This is a genomic window from Amycolatopsis sp. 505 (genome assembly GCF_031625235.1).
Lineage (GTDB): Bacteria > Actinomycetota > Actinomycetes > Mycobacteriales > Pseudonocardiaceae > Amycolatopsis.
Genome location: NZ_JACKQP010000009.1, coordinates 174,041 through 192,639, shown reverse-complemented (window position 1 = coordinate 192,639; position 18,599 = coordinate 174,041). Strand labels below are relative to the sequence as shown.

Below are 18,599 nucleotides of genomic sequence, written 5' to 3'. Positions count from 1 at the left end.
GTCTTCCCTACGGCGCCGACTGCCGCCGCGAGCTGATCACGCCGGTGTTGAACCCGGCCAGGTGCAGCCCGCCGGCGAAGCGCGCGTGCTCGATCTTCACGCACCGGTTCATCACGACGTCCAGTCCCGCTTCGCGCGCCCGGTCGGCCACCGGTTCGTGCCACAACCCGAGCTGCAGCCACAGCGTCCGCGCGCCGGCGTCGATGACCTCCTCGGCGACCTGCGGCAGGTCGTCGTGCCTGCGGAACACGCTGACCAGGTCCGGTTCGCCCGGGACGTCCTTCAGCGACGCGTACACCGGCTTCCCGAACAGGGTGTCCAGGCGCGGGTTGACGAAGTTGACCTCGTAGCGCGTCGACGAGAGCAGGTAGGTCGCCACGAAGTAGCTGGGTCGCGCCGGGTTGGCCGACGCGCCGACCAGCGTCACCGACCGCGTCCGCCGCAGGATCGCGCGCCGCTCGACGGCGCTGACGTCGTGTGTCACCCGGCCACCGCCTTGCCGAGCGCCTGGTCGAGGTCCCAGAGGATGTCGTCGACGTCTTCCAGCCCGACCGACAGGCGGATCAGGTCGGGCCCGACGCCCGCGGCGGCGAGCTGCTCCTCCGACAGCTGCGCGTGCGTGGTCGAGGCCGGGTGGATGACGAGCGTCCGCGCGTCCCCGACGTTCGCCAGGTGCGACAGCAGCTCCACCGATTCGACGAACTTCTCGCCGGCCGCGCGGCCGCAGTCGATGCCGAAGGAGAACACCGCGCCCGGCCCGGCGGGCAGGTACCGGCGGGCCAGGTCGTGGTGCGGGTGCGACGGCAGCCCGGCGTAGGACACCCAGGCCACGCGCGGGTCGGCTTCGAGGTACTCGGCGACCGCCCGGGCGTTCGCCACGTGCGCGTCCATCCGCTGGGGGAGCGTCTCGACGCCCTGCAGCAGCAGGAAGGCCGAGTGCGGCGAGAGGACCGCGCCGATGTCCCGCAGCTGCTCGGCGCGCAGCCGGGTGCAGAACGCGTACTCGCCGAAGTTCTCCCAGTACCTGAGGCCGCCGTAGCTGTCGACGGTCTCGGTCATCCGCGGGAACTTCCCGTTGCCCCAGTCGAACTTCCCGGACTCGACGACGATCCCGCCGAGCGTGGTGCCGTGCCCGCCGAGGAACTTCGTCGCGGAGTGCAGCACGATGTCGGCGCCGTGCTCGATCGGGCGGCAGAGGTACGGCGTGGCGAGGGTGGCGTCGACGACCAGCGGGATGTCGTGGGCGTGCGCGAGGTCCGCCAGCGCGGCGAGGTCGGCGATGCCGCCGCCGGGGTTCCCGATGACCTCGGTGTAGAGCAGCCGCGTCCGGTCGGTGACGGCGGCGGCGTAGTCGTCGATGCCGCCGCTGACGAAGGTGGTCTCGACGCCGAAGCGCCGGAGCGTGCCGGTGAGCTGGGTGACGGTCCCGCCGTAGAGGCCGCTCGCGGAGACGATGTGGTCGCCGGCCTCGGTGAGCGAGCTGAAGGTGAGGAACTCGGCGGCCTGCCCGCTGGCGGCGGCCACCCCGCCGATGGCCCCTTCGAGGCTGGCGATCCGCTCTTCGAAGGCGGCGACGGTCGGGTTCCCGATCCGGCTGTAGACGTTCCCGTACTTTTGCAGCGCGAAGAGGTTCGCGGCATCGGCGGCGTCTTCGAAGACGAAGCTCGTGGTCTGGTAGATCGGCACGGCCCGCGCCCCGGTCGCCGGGTCGGGCGTGCCGCCCGCGTGCAGGGCGCGGGTGCGGAAGCCCCAGCTGCGTTCACTCATCGCAGCCCACGGTAACCGCAGCATCCCCCGGATGACACGCCCTCTCACGGCGTGGGCGCGGCTACGCTCCACTCTCGTGACGGTGCGCTGGAGCGTGACGATCGACTGCGCGGAACCCCGCGTGCTGGCGAGGTTCTGGGCGGTGGCCCTCGGCTACATCGAGCGCCCGCCCCCGGCGGGGTTCGCGAGCTGGGAGGCGTGGTTCGCCGACAACGGCGTGCCCGAGGACGAGTGGGACGACGGGGCGTACCTGACCGACCCGGAGGGCGTCCTGCCGAGCCTGAGCTTCCTCAAGGTGCCCGAAGCCAAGGTGGCGAAGAACCGCCTCCACCTGGACGTCCAGGCCGGCGGCGGCCGCGAGGTGCCGTGGGAGACCCGCTGGGAGCGGGTGGTGGAGGCGATCGCCCGCCTGACCGCCGCGGGCGCGACCGTCCTGCGCGAGGACAAGCTGGACGGCCGGCCCGACCACTTCGTGCTGGCGGATCCCGAGGGCAACGAGTTCTGCGTGCTCTGACCTGTCGACCCGGGTCTGCGCGTTCGTGTAGGCAGCGCACCCCCTGCACGAAGGAGCTGCCATGGCGTTCACCGCCGAAGAAGTCGACTACCTGCGTTCCCAACCGCTTGCCCGCGTCGCCACGCTCGGCCCGGGTGCGCAACCGGACCTCGTCCCGCTCGCCTTCGAATACGACGGCGAGCACTTCTGGGTCGGGGGCGTCGGTGCGGCCGTCGCGGCGACGCGCAAGTTCCGCAACGTCGCCGCCGGGCGCCGGAAGGTGGCGCTGCTGGTCGACGACCTGGTCTCGCTTCAGCCGTTCGTCGCCCGGGCGATTCGCGTCTACGGCGTCGCGGCCGACCCGGTCGAGCGCACCGGCCTGGTCGGGCCGGGGCTGTATGCGCGGATTACCCCGCGGATCTCTTGGAGCTGGAACATGGCCGGCGAGCCGGTCGGCGAGACCTGGTACGAGCCGCGGAGGGCGGTCCACCGCTGACCGCTCACGTCCACGGCAGCACCTTCCCGAACCGCACCAGCTCGCCGTAGGTCGCCGGGTCCACGTCGGCGAACACCAGGTCCAGCACCGCCCGCGCCGCCTCGTCCGGCGTCTGGGCCTGGCTGAAGTCGCTGAACCACGGCCGCGACGCCCGGGTGTCGATCAACCCCGGGCAGACCGCCGCCACCAGGGTGCCGGCCGCGAGGTCGGCCCCCCGGCGCCGGGCCGCCACCGCGCGGACCGCCGCGACCTGCGCCACCTTCGACGGCACGTTGATCCACTCCGGCCAGCCCGCCTCGGCGGCCGTGCCGTCGTGGATCGCCGCGCGCCAGTCCTCGACCGCCTTCTCCACCTCGTCCAGTGAGACGCCGTCGAAGCGCGCCCGCAGCGGCTCGGGCAGGTGGTCCAGGGTGCCCAGCGAGCTGGCCACGACCAGCAGCCGCCCGCCCGGCCGCAGGACCGGCCCGAACGACCGCAGCACCGCGTGGGTGCCGCCGTTCGCGACGTCGATGAAGACGTCCGCCTGCTCGGCCTGCGGGCGGCCCGGGTCGAGCGGGCCGACGGCGTTCGAGAGCACGATGTCGACCGGCGCGGCGAAGCGAGCCACCGCGGCCGGGTCGGAGACGTCGAGGACGCGCCCCTCGACCCGGCTGCGGGTCGCCGGATCGGCGGCGACCCTCGAAACAGCCGCCGCCACCCGCCCGGCGTCGCGGCCGGTGAGCAGGACGAGGTCTTCGGGAGCGAGGCGGGCGGCGAGCCCGCGGACGAGGGCGAAGCCGAGGCCCTGGTTGGCCCCGGTCACCACGGCAGTGCGTGTCATACCGCCACGCTAGGAGCGCGAACGCCATGCGAAAAGCGAGAATCAAGCATCCCTGGTATGCGTTAACGTCATGGACTTCGGTGACGTCTCCCTGGTCGCCCTGCGCGTGTTCCGCGAGGTCGCCGAGCGCGGCACCCTCACGGCGGCCGCCAAAGCGCTCGGCTACACGCAGTCCGCGGTGTCGCGGCAGATCGCGTCACTCGAACGGGTGGCCCGGACGCCCGTGCTGGAACGCAAGCCCGACGGCGTCCGCCTCACCGCGGCCGGGACCGTCGTGCTGCGCCACGCCGTCGCGGTGCTCGACGAGATCGACGCCGCCGGGCGCGAGCTGGCCGGGCTGCCCGCCGACGCCGGCACGGTCCGCCTGGGCTGGTTCCCCAGCGCGGGCGCGGTCCTGGTGCCCCGCGCGGTCGCCGAACTCCGGCGCACGCACCCCGCCATCACCGTGGCCACCCGGGAAGGCACGACGCCGGTCCTCGTCCGGGCCCTGCGCGCGGGCACGATCGATCTCGCTGTCCTCGGCTCGGTCCCGCCGTTCCGCCCACCGGACGCCGAGACGCCGGCGCTGCACCTGGAGACGCTCGCCGAACGCAGCCTCCGCCTCGCCGTGCCCGCGGGCCACCCGCTGGCCGGCGCCGGCCCGATCGACGTCGCCGAGCTGCGCGGGCAGCGCTGGATCGCCGGGCCGTCGTCGGGGGAGGACACGCTGATGGGTGTCTGGCCGGGCCTCGACGAGCGGCCCGACATCGCCCACACCGCCCGCGACTGGCTGGCCAAGCTGAACCTGGTCGCCGCCGGCTGCGGATTGACGACGTTGCCCGCGTCGCTCGCCGACGCCGTGCCGCCGGGCGTGCGGGTGCTGGACGTGCGCGGCGGCCCGGCGGAGCGGCGGCGGGTGCTGCTCGCGCGCCTCCCGGGTCCGCTGTCCGAGCCCGCGGCCCTGGTGGCCGACGTCCTGCGCCGCACCGCCGGATGACCCGGATCACGTTCATTCCGGTCACATCGCCCGCCGCCGCGGGGTCTACTGCTACGAGCGGCGACGGAAGGGACCAGACACAGTGGACGCGCTGACCGAGCGGTTCGAACGGGAGCGGCCGCGGCTGCGGGCGGTCGCCTACCGCATGCTGGGCTCGGCCGCCGAAGCCGACGACGCCGTCCAGGAGGCGTGGCTGCGGTTCCACCGCACCGACACCGGCGAGATCGACAACCTCCCCGCGTGGCTGACCACGGTGGTCGCCCGCGTGTGCCTGTCCCTCCTGCGCACGCGCCGCAACCACCGCGAAGAGCCCCTGGACGCCCAGCCCGAGCGGGACGACGACCGCCGCGACCCCGGCCAGGAGGCCGAGCTGGCCGACACCGTCGGGCTCGCGCTCCTGGTGGTGCTCGACGCGCTGGGGCCGGCCGAGCGCGTCGCGTTCGTGCTGCACGACATGTTCGCCGTGCCCTTCGACGAGATCGCGCCGGTGATCGGCAAGACCCCGGCCGCCACCCGGCAGCTCGCGAGCCGCGCCCGCCGCCGGGTGAAGGGCGGCGAGGCGGCGGACGCGGACCTGCCCCGGCGGCGCAAGGTCGTCGAAGCGTTCCTGGCGGCCTCGCGCGGCGGCGACTTCGAAGCGCTGCTGTCCCTGCTCGACCCGGACGTGGTGCTGCACGCCGACCGGTTCGTCGGCCCCAGCCCGGCGCCGATCGAGCTGCGCGGTGTCGAGAGCGTCCGCCGCGGCGCGATCCTGGCGTCCGAGCGGGCTCGCGCGAGCGAACTCGCCCTGGTCGACGGTGCTCCCGGCCTGCTCATGGTGCGCGACGGGCGGCCGGCCGTCGTCCTGGCGTTCCGCGTCGACGGCGACCGCATCACCGGCATCGAGGTCATCGCCGATCCCGAGCGGCTGGCGGTGTTGGAACTGGCGGTGCTCTAACCCAGGGCGGCGCGAAGGCGGGCTTCGCGCTCTGACGGCGTCTGGCGCGGGCAGCTCACGCACTTGGGGTTGCCGACTTCGTAGATCAGGCAGCACGAAGCACGCCGTACGGCCGGGGTGCGGCCGACGCGCACGAAACGCGGCTTCGGCAGGCCCAGGCCGATCGCGGCGACGAGGGGTTCGGCGAGGGCCATCGCGCGCTCCGGATCGGGCGTCCACAGCAGCCGGTTGCCGATGGAGTCGGTGGCGATCGCGCCGAGCGCGCGTTCCCGCGCCCCGCTGACGGCCGCGATGGTGCTGATCGCGGTGCCGAGGGCGCCGGTGAGCGCGGCACCCACCGCGGGGAGGCCACCGTCCAGCGGACGGGTCGATCGGGCGCCGAGGAACCGCCCGTCGGCGACGAGATCGAGCTCCACGGCGGCCAAGCTCGGATCGACCGGCGTTCCGGCCACCAGGCCCTCCACGGCCGGGGCCACGAGGACCGACGAGAGCGAGTACCACCAGATCGTGCCGAGCACCTCGGGTCGCGCGCAGCCGTACAGCTTCGCGGCGCCGCCGATGCGGGCCCGCACCCACTCCGCGTCCGCGAGCCGGGTCGCGGACGCGGTCCAGTCGGGCTTCACGCCTTCACCCTTCCAGACTCAGCGCGGCCGGTACGTGGAGACCGTGAACGAGATCGTCACCACCTGGGACTCGCTCAGCGCGTCCAGGCGCTCGCGGCGGCCGTCGCGGTCCAGGTGGAACCCGGCGGGACCCATCTCGACCGCCTGGCGCACCTGCCGCGGCGTCAGCTCGACCTCGCGCCGGACCTCCGTGCGGCCGGTGCGTGTGAAGTGCTCGCCGAGCGTGGCGTCCAGGCGTTCGTCCTTGCGCTCGTCGACGGCCAGCACGAGGTCGCCCAGCTCGCGGAGGTGGTCCGGGGCCGGCGCGGCGACGACCAGCAGGCCGCCGGGCTGCAGCACGCGGTGGAACTCCGGCCCGTTGCGCGGCGCGAAGACGTTCAGCACGACCGACGCCACGCCGTCGCCCACCGGCCACGGCTCCCACAGGTTCCACACCGCCGCGCCCAGCCGCGAGTGGGCCCGCGCCGCTCGCCGCAGCGCGACGGCCGAGACGTCCAGCGCGAGGCCGAACGCCTCCGACCCGTCCAGCACCCGTGCGAGGTAGTACCCCGTGCCCGCGCCGGCGTCGACGACCAGCCCGCCGGCCCCGGCGCAGACGCGGGCCAGCTCGTCGGCGAGGGGTTCGTACGCGCCCGAGGCGAGGAAGTCCGCGCGCGCCGCGACCATCGGTGCGGTGTCCGCCGTCCCGGCCGGGATTCGCGCGTGCAACAGGTTCACGTAACCCTGCCGGGCTAGATCGAAAGAGTGGCGATTCCCGCAACGCAGCGTGCGTCCCGCTGCGCCGATCGGGTCACCGCACACCGAACACCGCAGGGCCGCGACGACCGGGGGTGGCAGTGGGTCATTCCCGTGGTCGGCCGGTGTCATGGGGATATTCGACCACGACGTTTCGCAACCGGACACTCCAGGAGGGGTCGCGGGAAACCTGGCCGTAACAACCGGGCGCGGACAGTTCACGCGGGCGAAACCTCGCGCGCCGCCCCGTGAAACACCGCGCGCCAAAACTGCCAACGCACGAACCCAGGGCACGGGAGGACGATGTGCTGAACGCAGGAGACACCGCGTGGGTATTGGCCAGCGCCGCGCTGGTCATGCTCATGACCCCAGGACTGGCGTTCTTCTATGGCGGCATGGTCCGCGCGAAGAGCGTCCTGAACATGCTGATGATGAACTTCATCGCGCTGGCCGTGGTGGGGGTGCTGTGGGCCCTGTACGGCTTCTCGATGTCGTTCGGCGACGACGCTTTCGGAGGTTTCCTCGGTAACTTCCACTTCGCGGGCCTCGAAAACACCTTCGGGAAGCTCGCCGGGTTCGCGGTCGCCGCCACCGACACCACGCCGGCGGTCGCCTGGCCCGGTTCGGACGCGCTGCCGGTGCTCGCGTTCGTGATGTTCCAGCTGATGTTCGCGATCATCACGCCCGCGCTGATCTCCGGCGCCATCGCCGACCGCGCGAAGTTCTGGGGCTGGACGCTGTTCGTCGTCATCTGGGTGACGGTCGTGTACTTCCCGGTCGCGCACTGGGTGTTCTCCTTCAACGGCTTCATCGGCGAGAACGCCGTCGGCGGCTGGATCGCCAACAACCTCAAGGCACTCGACTTCGCCGGTGGCACCGCGGTCCACATCAACGCCGGTGCCGCGGGTCTCGCCCTCGCCATCGTGCTCGGCAAGCGCAAGGGCTGGCCGAAGGACACCGGGCGTCCGCACAACGTCCCGTTCGTGCTCCTCGGCGCCTCGCTGCTGTGGTTCGGCTGGTACGGCTTCAACGCCGGGTCCGCCCTGGCCGCCAACGACCTCGCGGCCGTCGCGTTCACCAACACCACCGTCGCCACCGCCGCCGCCGTTCTCGGCTGGCTGCTGGTGGAGCAGCTCAAGTTCGGCAAGCCGACCACCCTCGGCGCGGCCTCCGGCGCGGTCGCCGGCCTGGTCGCCATCACCCCGGCGTGTGGTTTCGTGAGCCCGATCGGGGCCATCGCGATCGGCCTCATCGCCGGTGCGGTCTGCGCGCTCGCCATCTCGCTCAAGTTCAAGTTCGGCTTCGACGACTCCCTCGACGTCGTCGGCGTCCACCTGGTCGGTGGCATCGTCGGCACGCTGCTGATCGGCTTCTTCGGCACCACCAGCGTCAACTCCCTCGGTGCGGACGGCCTGTTCTACGGCGGCGGGTTCACCCAGCTGGGTCGCCAGGCCGCTGCCGCCGGTGCGGTGCTCGCGTACTCCTTCGTGCTGTCCTTCATCATCGGCTTCGTGATCAAGAAGGCCGGCGGCTTCCGCGTCAGCACCGAGGACGAGGTCAGCGGCATCGACGAAGCTCAGCACGCGGAAAGCGCGTACGACTTCACCGGATCCGGCGGTGGCCTCGGCCAGCCGACCACCATCCCGGTGAAGTCCGCCACCCCGGCCGCGAAACTCGAGGAGAGCAAGGCATGAAGCTCATCACGGCGATTGTCAAGCCGTTCACGCTCGACGACGTCCGCTCCGCGCTGGAGCAGCTGGGCGTGCTGGGCATGACGGTCAGCGAAGTCCAGGGCTACGGCCGGCAGAAGGGCCACACCGAGGTCTACCGCGGCGCGGAGTACTCGGTGGACTTCGTGGCCAAGCTGAAGGTCGAGGTCGTCACCGACGACACCAACGTGGAGAAGGTCCTCGAGGCCATCACCACGGCCGCGCACACCGGCAAGATCGGTGACGGCAAGGTGTGGGTGACGCCGGTGGAGACCGTCATCCGGGTACGGACCGGCGAGCGCGGCACGGACGCCCTATAAGGCGTCTGGGATGGCCGACGGGGGCGAACTGGTCAAGGCCACCGAGCGACTGCTCGAGGGCAGGCACGGGAGGCTGGGGGCGTCCGCTTTGCGGGCGGCCCTGGTCGACCTCTACGAGTTCTGGCTGGGCAGGGGAGCCTCGGCGGCCGGCGTCGACACCGCGGAACCGGGTGTCGCGCTGGTCGCCGTGGGCGGGCTCGGCCGCCGGGAGCTGGTGCCGTTCTCCGATCTCGACCTGCTGCTGGTGCACAACGGCAACAGCGGCGTCGGCGAGATCGCGGACGCGCTCTGGTATCCCTTGTGGGACGCGAAAGTCGGGCTCGACCACTCGGTCCGCACGCCGGGTGAGGCGCTGAAGGTCGCTTCGGAGGACCTGCGCGTGGCCATGGGCCTGCTCGACGCCCGGCACCTCGCCGGGGACGCCGAGCTGAGCGGCCGCCTGGTGTCCGCGGCGCGCGACCAGTGGCGCCGCACGGCGCGCAAGCAGATCCCGGACCTGACGGCGTCGGTCCGGCAGCGCTGGGCCCGCAGCGGCGAAATCGCGCAGTCCGCCGAACCGGACCTCAAGCACGGCCGGGGCGGATTGCGGGACTTCGCCGTCCTGGAAGCCCTCGCCGCGGCGCAGCTCACCGCGCGTCCGGGCGAGGAACTCCTGGAAGCGAAGGGACTCCTCCTCGACGTCCGCACGGAGCTGCGGCGTGAGATCCGGCGCGAACGGGACGTCCTGTCCGCGCCGGAGGCCGAACTGGTCGCGGCCGAGCTCGGCTTCGGCGACCGGTTCACGTTGGCCCGCAAGCTGTCCGGAGCGGGCCGCACGATCGCGTACGCCCTGGACGTGGCACTGCGGTCTACTGTGGAGCCACCTCGCTCGCGCTTCGGGCGACGTCCGTCGCGGACGCCGCTCGCGGAAAACGTGGTGCTGCACGGCAACGAGGTGGCACTGGCCCGCGACGCCGTGCCGGCCCGGGACCCGGCGCTGCTGCTGCGCGTCGCGGCGGCGTCGGCGCGCACGGGCAAGCCGATCGCGCTCGGCACGCTCAAAGCGCTGGCCGAGTCGGCCCCGGAGCTGCGCGCCCCGTGGCCGGCCGAGGCGCTCAACGCGCTGGTCGAGCTGCTGGGCGCGGGCGAAGGCCTGGTCGACGCGGTCGAGTCCCTGGACCGGACGGGCCTGTGGTCCCGCCTGTTCCCGGAGTGGGGCGCGGTCCGCGACCTGCCGCCGCGCTCGCCGGTGCACCAGTGGACGGTCGACCGGCACCTGGTCCGCACGTGCGTCGAGGCGGCCAAGCTGACGACCACGGTGTCCCGCCCGGACCTGCTGCTGATCGGCGCGCTCCTGCACGACATCGGCAAGGGCCGCGACGCCGATCATTCGGAGCTGGGCGCCAAGATCTCGGCCCAGGTCGCGACCAGGCTGGGCCTCACCCCGGCCGACGTCGCCACGGTGTCGGCCGTGGTCCGCCACCACCTCCTGCTGCCGCACACGGCAACCCGGCGCGACATCAGCGAGCCGGCCACGGTGGCCCGGGTGGTGAAAACCCTGGACAGCGACCTCGTCCTGGTCGAGCTGTTGCACGCCCTGACCCAGGCCGACTCGCTGGCAACGGGCCCCGGGGTGTGGACGGACTGGAAGGCACGCCTGCTGGCGGAGCTGGTCTCGGGCTGCGAAGAAGTGCTGCACGGCAAGGGTTTCACGGCCCCTTCGCCGATGGACGACGAACAACGCGAGCTCGTCGCGTCGGCGGTGGCCTCGGGCACGGGCGAGATCCGGATCAGCTCCCACGGAAAGGTGGTCACGGTCCTGCTGGCGGTCCCGGCCAGGGCAGAGCTCCTGGCCCCGGCGGCGGGCGTGCTGGCCCTGAACTCCCTGGAGGTCCACTCGGCGATCCTGCGAGGCCACAACGGCGGCCGCGCGGGAGTGTTCACGGCCTCGCCGAAGTTCGGGTCGCTCCCGGACGCGACGTTGCTGCGGGAGCAGTTCGCCCGGGCGGTGGCGGGCACGTTGCCACTGACCCAGCGCCTGGCGGCGAAGGAGCGTGACTACGGCTCGCCGGCCCCGGTGGCGCCCAAGGTGCTCTGGTTCGACGACGAGACATCGGGCCCGGACACGGTGGTGCTGGAACTGCGCGCGGCCGACCGGATCGGGTTGTTGTTCCGCGTGGCGGGAGCACTGCGCCGCTGCGACGCGGAGGTCCGCTGGGCCAAGGCGTCGACCCTGGGCGGAGCGGTGGTGGACTCGTTCGCGGTGACCCCCCGGAGCGGCCGCATCGAGCCGGGGTGGCGGCGCGAGGTGGAGCAGGCCGTCCTGGCCGCGGCGTCCTGAGGGTGTTGTTCGAAGCTGCGGGCGGCCGCAGCTTCGAACAATGCGGTAATTGATGTAACAAGTGGTCCAGCCGCCGCGAGTTCAGTCGCATGGCCGGGACCAAAAAGTGGTCGACGGACAGCAACGTTCATCGACGACGTGCTCGTCCCGTTCTCGGACGCCTTCGAAGTGGTCACCCGGGCGACCTACGCCGGCGGACCGGATGCCGAAGCGATCAACCGGCTGCTGGGCTGCCTGAACCAGCTGGGCAACACGGACTGGATCCCGCCGGCGATCAGCTACTTCAGCCGCCCGACGGCCGGTTCGGCGTCCCTTCTGCGGTTCCTGACCGACCTCGAACGGCTCGCCGGGAGCATGCTCATCCGCCGTGTGGACATCACCCGTCGGGTCGAGCGCTCCCCGGCCGAGCAGGGCGAGACCCTCGGCAAGCTGGACGCCGAGATCTACACCGTTCTGCGGGTCCGCTCCTACGTCTTGCAACGCCTGAATTCCGCGCTGTCGGACGGCGGGGCCGGTTATGACCACTACCCGATGATCAGCGTCGAGCACGTCCTGCCGCAGAACCCGGCCGACGGCAGTGAGTGGACCACGGCATTCACCGCACGGGAGCGGGCGTACTGGGTGCACCGCCTCGCCAACCTGGTCCTCCTCTCGAAGAGGAAGAACTCCGCGGCGGGCAACCTCGGATTCACCGCGAAGAAGACCAAGTACTTCGAGCCGACGAGCTGGCCGCCGTTCGTGCTGACGTCCCAGGTGCTCGCGAGCGACGTCTGGACCCCCGCCGTGCTGGAAGAGCGTCAGGAACTCCTGCTGAAGGTGCTCGGCGCCCTCTGGCGGCTGGAACCGGCGGCGTCCTAGGCGATCGCCGTGCCGTCGACCACCTGGTTGCGGCCCGCGTCCTTGGCTCGGTAGAGGGCCTTGTCCGCGGCCTGCAGCAGGCGGTCGACGGCCGTTCCGCCGTCCGGGTAGGTGGCGACGCCGATGGAGGCGGACAGGCCGCCGATCGCGCGGGTGCCCGTGCCGTCCTCGTACTCGACGCGCAGGGACTCGATCGCCGAGCGGATGCGCTCGGCCACCGCCAGGACCGCCGCCGGCCCGATGTCCGGCAGCAGGACGACGAACTCCTCGCCGCCGAAGCGGCCGACCGAGTCGTAGTCGCGGACGGCGCTCTTGATCGTCGCCGCGACCGCGCGCAGCACCGTGTCGCCCGCCAGGTGGCCGTGCTCGTCGTTGATCAGCTTGAAGTAGTCCAGGTCGATCATCAGCACGCCGAACGTGCTGCGCGTGCTCCGCTGGGCGCGGGCCAGTTCGCGTGACGCGAGCAGGTGCCACCCGGTCGTGTTGAACAGGCCGGTCTTCTCGTCGGTCGTCGCGGCGATCTCCAGCTGCTTGATCAGCACCGCCCGGTGCAGCACCAGCAGCGGCGGCACGATCGCGACGGCGAGCGCGGGCAGCGTCGCCAGCGTTAACGCCGTGAGCAGGCCCAGGCAGAGCGTCGCGACCTCGAGGAGGTTGTCGCCGAGGCCGCCGAAGAACGCCTTGATCGTGCGCTTGGTGATCGTCAGCGCCGGGACGATGGTGATCGCCGCGACCAGGAAGTACGTGACGGCGGCCAGCGTGATGGCCGTGACGCCGCGCCAGCCCGCCGTCAGCGCCGCGTACATGTCCGGGACACCGAGGCGGCCCAAGACGAGTTCGGCCGAGTAGCAGGTGATGACGACCAGCGTCGCGTTCAGCGTCGTCCGGAACGGCGGGACGCGCTTGATCCGCGCGAGGCTGCGCGTCGCCAGGTGCAGGTAGAGGACGGCGATCAGCGCGGTGACCAGCGCGGGCGGCAGGAGCAGCACGCCGGCGAACGTCCAGACCGACGTCAGGTTGATGTGCGGGGTGTCGGACACCAGACGTCGGACGCGTTCGATCTTCCGGCCCAGCTCGGCCTGCAGCACGCCGAGGCCCGCGAGGACGCCGAAGACGGCCACGTCCCACCCGCGCGCGGGGACTTCCACGGCGCTCCAGGTGGTGGCCACGAGCGCCACGGACTCGACGAGGAAGCAGTAGAAGATCAGCGACCCGCGCTGCCGCCAGAGGGTCCAGTGAGCAGGGTTCAGCGCCCCACGGATCCGTCCCGCGCGGGGTTGGGCCGGACGGGCGCCGTCCATACTCAAGGCGGTGCAACTCCCCTGGGTGATCCGACGATCCGCATCCACCCCACCACACCGGGCGGCCGCGATCGATGATTGCCACACGTTCGGAGCAGTGAAGGGAGGCCGCCGCCATGCGCAACCGCGAGTCCTGAGGCCCCCGAGTCCCGAAGTCCGCGCGAACCGCCGGAGGGAGGCCGTCATGCGCAACCGCGAATCCTGAGCCGCTGTGCCCCTCGTCCGCCCGTGTTCGAGAGGAGCTGTCGTGCGCAATCGCGAGTCCTGAATCGACGCGATCCCTGTCCACCCGTGCCCGGAGGGAGAGCCGCCGTGCGCAACCGCGAGTCCTGAGCTTCGCCGTGACCCCCGTCCGCCTGTGCTCGAGAGGAGAGCTGTCGTGCGTAACCGCGAGTCCTGAGACCTGCCGTGACCCCGTCCACCTGCTTGAGAGGAGCCGTCGTGCGCAACCGCGAGTCCTGAACCGAAGCCCAGCCCACCCGAGCCGGAAGGAGAAGCGCCGTGCGCAACCGCGAGTCCTGACCCAGCCGTGCACCCCGTCCGTTCCCGTCCGAGAGAGGAATCGTCACCATGCGCAACCGTGAGTCGTGAATTCGCGCCGGAGGAGGATCCGGCCGGCCCTCATCCGCGGGCCCGGGTGGGACCGCTCAGGCGGTCGCGCCGCCGTCGACGACCAGGTCGTGCCCCACGGTGAACGCGGCTTCGTCCGAAGCCAGCCACAGCACCGCGGCGGCCACTTCGGCGGTGGCACCCACCCGGCCCAGCGGAATCGCGCCCTTGAGCCGCTCGGCGCGATCGGCGTCCGTCTCGCCGGGACGCCGGGACATATCCGTGTCGGTCGCGCCCGGGCTGACGGCGTTGATGCGGACACCGTCGGCGATGTGGTCGCGCGCCGCCGTCCTGGTCAGCGCGCTCACCGCGGCCTTCGACGCCGCGTAGACCGCCATGTTCGGCAGCCGGCCGTGCGCGCCGATGTTCGACGCCATGTTGACGATCGCGCCGCCGCCGTGCGCCCGCATGTGCGCGACCTCGTGCTTCAGGCACAGCCACGTCCCGGTGACGTTCGTGCCCAGCACCGCCCCGAAGTCGTCCTCGCCGAGGTCCGCGGCCGGGGCCGGCGACCCGAGGATGCCCGCGTTGTTGAACGCGACGTCCAGCCCGCCGTGCCGCGCGACGACCGTCTCCACCATCCGCGCCACGTCCGCGGAGTCGGTCACGTCGACCGTCACCGCGCTCGCGTCACCGCCGATGTCCCACACCGCCGACTCGAGCCGCTGCCCGTCGCGCCCGGCCACGACCACCGTCGCGCCTTCGTCCGCGAATGCCCGCGCCGTCGCCCGTCCGATACCCGAGCCGCCGCCTGTCACCAGGACGACCTTGCCCGCAAAACGTGCCCCCATTGTGGTCCTTCTTTCTGGTCTGATCAGTCTTGAATGAGCAGGCGCAGCGCCTGGGAGACGGCCGCGTTCACCCGGCTCGCCGCGTCGGTGCCCTTGCCCAGGACGCGCAGTCCCTGCAGCACGGTGAGCAAGAAACGCGCCAGCGTCGCCGGGTCGCTGCCGGCGGGGAGCTCGTCCTGGGCCTTCGCGCGTTCCAGCGCCATCGTGAGGGCGACCTCGAGGGTGTCCCAGCTGCGTTCCACCACCCGCGCGACTTCGGGATCGTGGGGGAGCAGCTCGATCGCCGCGTTGACGACGAAGCAGCCCATTCTCGTTTCGTCACCCAGGATTTCCGCGGTGTACCCGTCGAACAGCCGGCGCACGGCGGCCACTCCGGAACCCGGCTCCGACAGCTGGGCCATCACCCGTGCGTCGGTCCGTTCGGCGTAGCGCTTCAACGCCGTGACGTAGAGGTCGTGCTTCGTGCCGAAGGTCGCGTACAGGCTCGCCTTGGCGACGCCGAGGTGTGTGACGAGGTCGCTGACCGACGTCGCCTCGTACCCCTGCCGCCGGAAGAGCATGAGCGCGCCGTCGCAGGCTTCGCCGACGTCGAACTCCTTGTCCCGGGACATGATCGAAAGCCTAGCCGTATCGAGAACGCTCGGTCAAATATGCGGACGGCGGTGTGTCGCGTCCGGTCACGGCGCGTGCGGTGGCACTATGGCTGCTTCGACCGGCCCGAGGGGGTGAGCGATGCAGGATCGGCTGACGCTGCCGCCGACCGTCGTCGCCACCCACCTGCGGTCCTGCGCCGAGGAACTCGCCGCCGGACTGCGCTGCGGCGGCCCGGGTGCGACGACGGCCGAGCTCACCGACGTCGTCGCCCAGCTGGTCGCCGGGCAGGAGGCCATTTCCCACGCGCTCGCCGGCCTCGCCGCCCGGGTCGAAGGCGGTTCGGCCGCCCTCGCCGCGGCGCCGCCACTGGACGTCGAGGTGGTCACCGAGGTGCTTCGCGCGGCCGCGATCGCTTCCCGGTGCTCGGCGGAGGCGCTCGACGAGGTCACCCCGTCGTTCGAATGTGTGAGCGAATCCGTCTCGCCTGACACCCGTTTGTAGCTGTCGATCCGCCGCGGCCGCTGTCTAGCCTGGGAGCTGCGGAGGTGGCACGGATGCGCGCAGTGTGGACCGGCACGATCGGGTTCGGCGGTTACGCCATCCCGGTGAAGGCGTACAGCGCCACCGAGGAGCGGGAAATCCCGCTGCACCAGGTGCACGAGCCAGACGGCGGCCGTATCCGGGTCAAGCGCGTGTGCGAGGTCGACGGCGCCGAGGTACCGCCCGAGGAGATGGTCCGCGGCTACCCCGTCCCCGGCGGCGACGTCGTCCTGCTGTCCGACCACGAGCTCGCGTCGCTCCCGATGGCGGGCCGCACGATCGCCATCCGCGGGTTCGCGCCGGCCCCCGACGTCGATCCGCTCTGGTTCGCCAAGAGCTACTACCTCGAACCCGAACCCGCGGGCACGAAGCCGTACGTGCTCTTCAGCGAGGCACTCCAGCAGTCGGGCCGGCTCGCGCTGGTCACCGTCGCGCTCCGCCGCCGCGAGACGCTCGGCGCGCTGCGCGTCCACGACCAGGTGATCGTGCTGGAGACGATGCGCTGGCCCGACGAGGTGCGCACCCCCGACTTCCCGTTCCAGCACGCCGACGTCGACATCCGCCCCGGCGAGCTGCGGCGCGCGGTGAACCTGATCGAAGAGCTGACCGGCGAGTTCGACCCCGGCCGCTACCCCGACCGTTACCGCGAGGCCTTCGAAGCGTTGGTCCAGGCGAAGATCGACGGCGCCGAGATCGTCCAGCCGACGGCCGCGGAGCAGGCCGAGGGAGTAACCCGCCTGCTGGCGGCGTTGCAGGAGAGCGCCGCCGAAGCGGAGGACGCGCGCAACGCGGCCGTCACCAAGGCCAAGGCGGCTGCTTCGAGGGCCGCGAAGGCGCGTACGACGGCGAAGCGAGCCGCGACGCGCAGCCGTGGCCGCGCGAAGACGACTTGAGTATTACTACCCACGGGTAATTGAGGGTTCTCACACTCAACCCGCCACCCCTCGGCGCGGCAGACTTCCTTCTGCCAGCGAGTACCGGATCGCCGGCGAGGGGGGAAGTCCGGACGGCCCCTGGGGAGGTGAGCCGTCCAGACGCCAGGGTTCCGGGGCGGGCCGGAGGAGGAGCGGCCCGTTTCCGGAACCCGTCCCGCACCGCGGGGAGGCGGCGCGGGAGACCAAGGGGGTGTCCGAAGGCTGCCGTGGAGGGATCGAGGGGTCTCCACGGCAGCTTTCAGGCGTCCGCGACCTGCGGCTTACACTCGTCGCCTCGTCGCGTGGGAGGTTTGATGACGTCCTCTGTCTACCTGCTCGGTTCGGGTTTCAGCCGCGCCATCGATGAATGCATGCCGACGTTGACCGAGCTGTCGGATGCGATCCGGAGTGATCTGAATTCACGCGGCCTGCCGCCATTACCGGGGCAAGATTCGCCCTTGGCGAAAGACTTCGAGCAGTGGCTGAGCTATCTGATCGAAGAGCCGCCGTGGTTGTCCGGAGGTCAAAGGCTGCGAAATCGCGGCGCGTTCAGTGATGTTGCCGAAAGTCTGCATTCCGTTTTGTCGGCACTGCAGACACACGTGCTCGGCGATCGGCCGCCAGCCTGGTTGCTGCAGCTTGTGCGGTACTGGCAGGCAATGGGGACGACGGTGATCACATTCAACTATGACTTGCTGGTCGAAGCGGCATGGTTGACCATAGCTGCGGAGCATAGCTGGAGTGATCTCTACAGCGTCCCGATCGCCCCTATTGCCTCCCGAGTGGGTGCTGTCCTATTCGGCGAAGGGAACCCTGGCGGGATGCGTCTGATGAAGCTTCACGGTTCCCTGAACTGGCGCTACTCGGGCCCATCGAGTCCTGCCGGAGATCAGGTCTTCGATGTCGGGTTTCTTCCGTGGGGACAGGGGACTTCTACGTTTTACGAAGATGAAGAAACGCTCACCGCAGACAAAGTTCCGTTGATCGTTCCGCCAGCAGCGATCAAGAGCCCGTACTACGTGAACAACACGATGGGAGCACTCTGGCGCCAGGCGGCGGAGGCACTCCGCCGAGCTGATGAGCTCGTGATCATGGGATTCAGTCTTCCGCCGTCAGATCAGATCGTCAGTTCGATGCTGGCGACCGAGCTGAATGATCAAGCCGTGATCGTCGCCGTCGACTTCGGCAAAGCAGTCGTAGACAATCTGAAGCGCATCATCGACGAAGAGCGGATTGTGACCGATTACGCCGGACGGGGTAACTCCGCGATACCGGATTGGGTCGAGGCCATGGCTAATTTTGGTGACTGACGTCAGGCGTCCGCGACCCGGATCAGCAGGTCGGCGGCCAGCCGGAGCAGCTGCTGCTCGGTCGGCGAGAGCGTCGACTCGATGGCCCCGGCCAGCCAGCGTTCGCGTTGGGTGCTGTACCGGCGCAGGACGGCCAGGCCCTCGTCGGTGATGCTGACCCGCGAACGGCGCCCGTCGTCGGGGTCCGGCGTCCGCTCGATGTGGCCGCGGAGGTCGAGCGACGCCAGAATGCGGGTGAGCGACTGCGGCTGCAGCCGTTCCGCTTCGGCCAGCTCGGTGGGCGTCTGCGTGCCCGCGCGGTAGAGCCGGCTCAGCACCGCGAGCACGGCCGGTCCGGGGATGTGCCGGTCCGCCTCCGCGCGCATCCGCCAGTTCAGCCGTCCGACGCCTTCGCGCACCCGCCGGGACAGGTCGGCGAGTTCGGCGTCGGCGGTGACCCGCGCGGCGGTCTCGTCAAGGGTCCGGGCCGGTTCCGTGTGCATGGAC

At 71.4% G+C, this 18,599-nt stretch carries 20 protein-coding genes; 11 read left to right on the top strand and 9 right to left on the bottom strand.

Going from position 1 to position 18,599, the window contains the following annotated elements:
• Positions 1-7: 7 nt before the first annotated feature.
• Together H5965_RS31765 and H5965_RS31760 are read right to left on the bottom strand one after the other, a co-directional pair.
• Positions 8-484, bottom strand: a complete 477-nt coding sequence (locus tag H5965_RS31765; protein ID WP_310974464.1) for a CoA-binding protein — start codon at positions 482-484, stop codon at positions 8-10.
• On the bottom strand, positions 481-1,767 hold the full coding sequence (locus H5965_RS31760) for an O-acetylhomoserine aminocarboxypropyltransferase/cysteine synthase family protein (protein ID WP_310974463.1): 1,287 nt from the start codon (positions 1,765-1,767) through the stop codon (positions 481-483). Before H5965_RS31760 ends, H5965_RS31765 begins: the two co-directional genes overlap by 4 nt.
• Positions 1,768-1,861: 94 nt before the next feature.
• On the opposite strand from H5965_RS31760, the gene H5965_RS31755 reads away from it, so the two are divergent.
• Both H5965_RS31755 and H5965_RS31750 read left to right on the top strand, forming a co-directional pair.
• Entirely contained in the window at positions 1,862-2,281 is a 420-nt protein-coding gene (locus tag H5965_RS31755) for a VOC family protein (protein WP_310974759.1), read from the top strand.
• A gap of 61 nt (positions 2,282-2,342) precedes the next feature.
• Positions 2,343-2,756: a PPOX class F420-dependent oxidoreductase gene (locus tag H5965_RS31750; RefSeq protein WP_310974462.1), complete on the top strand. Its 414-nt coding sequence runs from the start codon at positions 2,343-2,345 to the stop codon at positions 2,754-2,756.
• A gap of 4 nt (positions 2,757-2,760) precedes the next feature.
• On the opposite strand, the gene H5965_RS31745 is transcribed toward H5965_RS31750, so the two are convergent.
• On the bottom strand, positions 2,761-3,576 hold the full coding sequence (locus tag H5965_RS31745; protein WP_310974461.1) for an SDR family NAD(P)-dependent oxidoreductase: 816 nt from the start codon (positions 3,574-3,576) through the stop codon (positions 2,761-2,763).
• 70 nt (positions 3,577-3,646) lie between these two features.
• On the opposite strand from H5965_RS31745, the gene H5965_RS31740 reads away from it, so the two are divergent.
• Both H5965_RS31740 and H5965_RS31735 read left to right on the top strand, forming a co-directional pair.
• Complete coding sequence (locus tag H5965_RS31740; protein ID WP_310974460.1) at positions 3,647-4,552, top strand: LysR family transcriptional regulator; 906 nt, start codon at positions 3,647-3,649, stop codon at positions 4,550-4,552.
• Between the two features lie 82 nt (positions 4,553-4,634).
• Positions 4,635-5,489, top strand: coding sequence for a sigma-70 family RNA polymerase sigma factor (locus tag H5965_RS31735; RefSeq protein WP_310974459.1), 855 nt, complete (start codon positions 4,635-4,637; stop codon positions 5,487-5,489).
• Here the strand turns inward: H5965_RS31735 and H5965_RS31730 are convergent.
• Both H5965_RS31730 and H5965_RS31725 read right to left on the bottom strand, forming a co-directional pair.
• Positions 5,486-6,112: a (2Fe-2S)-binding protein gene (locus H5965_RS31730; protein WP_310974458.1), complete on the bottom strand. Its 627-nt coding sequence runs from the start codon at positions 6,110-6,112 to the stop codon at positions 5,486-5,488. The genes H5965_RS31735 and H5965_RS31730 overlap by 4 nt on opposite strands.
• An 18-nt stretch (positions 6,113-6,130) precedes the next feature.
• The gene (locus tag H5965_RS31725; RefSeq protein ID WP_396136965.1) at positions 6,131-6,979 is read right to left on the bottom strand and encodes a putative RNA methyltransferase; all 849 of its coding nucleotides are present in this window, start codon (positions 6,977-6,979) and stop codon (positions 6,131-6,133) included.
• A 173-nt stretch (positions 6,980-7,152) separates the two neighbouring features.
• Here H5965_RS31725 and H5965_RS31720 point away from each other — a divergent pair, with 173 nt between their 5' ends.
• The 4 genes from H5965_RS31720 (at position 7,153) to H5965_RS31705 (ending at position 12,054) form a co-directional block, all read left to right on the top strand.
• A complete protein-coding gene (locus H5965_RS31720) occupies positions 7,153-8,541 on the top strand; it encodes an ammonium transporter (RefSeq protein WP_310974456.1) in 1,389 nt (462 codons plus the stop codon).
• Complete coding sequence (locus H5965_RS31715; RefSeq protein ID WP_013223833.1) at positions 8,538-8,876, top strand: P-II family nitrogen regulator; 339 nt, start codon at positions 8,538-8,540, stop codon at positions 8,874-8,876. The genes H5965_RS31720 and H5965_RS31715 overlap by 4 nt, the downstream gene beginning before the upstream one ends.
• Positions 8,877-8,886: 10 nt before the next feature.
• A complete protein-coding gene (locus tag H5965_RS31710) occupies positions 8,887-11,196 on the top strand; it encodes a [protein-PII] uridylyltransferase (protein WP_310974455.1) in 2,310 nt (769 codons plus the stop codon).
• A 138-nt stretch (positions 11,197-11,334) separates the two neighbouring features.
• Entirely contained in the window at positions 11,335-12,054 is a 720-nt protein-coding gene (locus H5965_RS31705) for an HNH endonuclease family protein (RefSeq protein WP_310974454.1), read from the top strand.
• Here the strand turns inward: H5965_RS31705 and H5965_RS31700 are convergent.
• The 3 genes from H5965_RS31700 to H5965_RS31690 form a co-directional block, all read right to left on the bottom strand.
• Positions 12,051-13,355: a GGDEF domain-containing protein gene (locus H5965_RS31700; protein ID WP_310974453.1), complete on the bottom strand. Its 1,305-nt coding sequence runs from the start codon at positions 13,353-13,355 to the stop codon at positions 12,051-12,053. The genes H5965_RS31705 and H5965_RS31700 overlap by 4 nt on opposite strands.
• A 647-nt stretch (positions 13,356-14,002) precedes the next feature.
• Positions 14,003-14,755: a glucose 1-dehydrogenase gene (locus H5965_RS31695; RefSeq protein ID WP_310974452.1), complete on the bottom strand. Its 753-nt coding sequence runs from the start codon at positions 14,753-14,755 to the stop codon at positions 14,003-14,005.
• 23 nt (positions 14,756-14,778) lie between these two features.
• A complete protein-coding gene (locus tag H5965_RS31690) occupies positions 14,779-15,366 on the bottom strand; it encodes a TetR/AcrR family transcriptional regulator (protein ID WP_310974451.1) in 588 nt (195 codons plus the stop codon).
• Positions 15,367-15,487: 121 nt separating this feature from the next.
• Between H5965_RS31690 and H5965_RS31685 the strand changes: the two genes are divergently transcribed.
• From H5965_RS31685 to H5965_RS31675, 3 genes are all read left to right on the top strand, one after another.
• The gene (locus tag H5965_RS31685; RefSeq protein WP_013223841.1) at positions 15,488-15,850 is read left to right on the top strand and encodes a hypothetical protein; all 363 of its coding nucleotides are present in this window, start codon (positions 15,488-15,490) and stop codon (positions 15,848-15,850) included.
• A gap of 53 nt (positions 15,851-15,903) precedes the next feature.
• A complete protein-coding gene (locus H5965_RS31680; RefSeq protein ID WP_310974450.1) occupies positions 15,904-16,782 on the top strand; it encodes a Ku protein in 879 nt (292 codons plus the stop codon).
• A gap of 335 nt (positions 16,783-17,117) precedes the next feature.
• Positions 17,118-18,113 (top strand): hypothetical protein, encoded by a 996-nt coding sequence (locus H5965_RS31675; protein ID WP_310974449.1) that lies wholly within the window; start codon positions 17,118-17,120, stop codon positions 18,111-18,113.
• Between the two features lie 2 nt (positions 18,114-18,115).
• Here the strand turns inward: H5965_RS31675 and H5965_RS31670 are convergent, their stop codons facing one another.
• A complete protein-coding gene (locus H5965_RS31670; protein ID WP_310974448.1) occupies positions 18,116-18,595 on the bottom strand; it encodes a MarR family transcriptional regulator in 480 nt (159 codons plus the stop codon).
• Positions 18,596-18,599: the final 4 nt, after the last annotated feature.

Coding starts and splice junctions, on each gene's coding strand:
- H5965_RS31685 (WP_013223841.1), top strand. CDS start 15,488: ATGCAGGATCGGCTGACGCTGCCGCCGACCGTCGTCGCCACCCACCTG.
- H5965_RS31725 (WP_396136965.1), bottom strand. CDS start 6,979: ATGACACCGGCCGACCACGGGAATGACCCACTGCCACCCCCGGTCGTC.
- H5965_RS31760 (WP_310974463.1), bottom strand. CDS start 1,767: ATGAGTGAACGCAGCTGGGGCTTCCGCACCCGCGCCCTGCACGCGGGC.
- H5965_RS31690 (WP_310974451.1), bottom strand. CDS start 15,366: ATGTCCCGGGACAAGGAGTTCGACGTCGGCGAAGCCTGCGACGGCGCG.
- H5965_RS31700 (WP_310974453.1), bottom strand. CDS start 13,355: ATGGACGGCGCCCGTCCGGCCCAACCCCGCGCGGGACGGATCCGTGGG.
- H5965_RS31715 (WP_013223833.1), top strand. CDS start 8,538: ATGAAGCTCATCACGGCGATTGTCAAGCCGTTCACGCTCGACGACGTC.
- H5965_RS31710 (WP_310974455.1), top strand. CDS start 8,887: ATGGCCGACGGGGGCGAACTGGTCAAGGCCACCGAGCGACTGCTCGAG.
- H5965_RS31670 (WP_310974448.1), bottom strand. CDS start 18,595: ATGCACACGGAACCGGCCCGGACCCTTGACGAGACCGCCGCGCGGGTC.
- H5965_RS31680 (WP_310974450.1), top strand. CDS start 15,904: ATGCGCGCAGTGTGGACCGGCACGATCGGGTTCGGCGGTTACGCCATC.
- H5965_RS31750 (WP_310974462.1), top strand. CDS start 2,343: ATGGCGTTCACCGCCGAAGAAGTCGACTACCTGCGTTCCCAACCGCTT.
- H5965_RS31745 (WP_310974461.1), bottom strand. CDS start 3,576: ATGACACGCACTGCCGTGGTGACCGGGGCCAACCAGGGCCTCGGCTTC.
- H5965_RS31675 (WP_310974449.1), top strand. CDS start 17,118: ATGACGTCCTCTGTCTACCTGCTCGGTTCGGGTTTCAGCCGCGCCATC.
- H5965_RS31695 (WP_310974452.1), bottom strand. CDS start 14,755: ATGGGGGCACGTTTTGCGGGCAAGGTCGTCCTGGTGACAGGCGGCGGC.
- H5965_RS31740 (WP_310974460.1), top strand. CDS start 3,647: ATGGACTTCGGTGACGTCTCCCTGGTCGCCCTGCGCGTGTTCCGCGAG.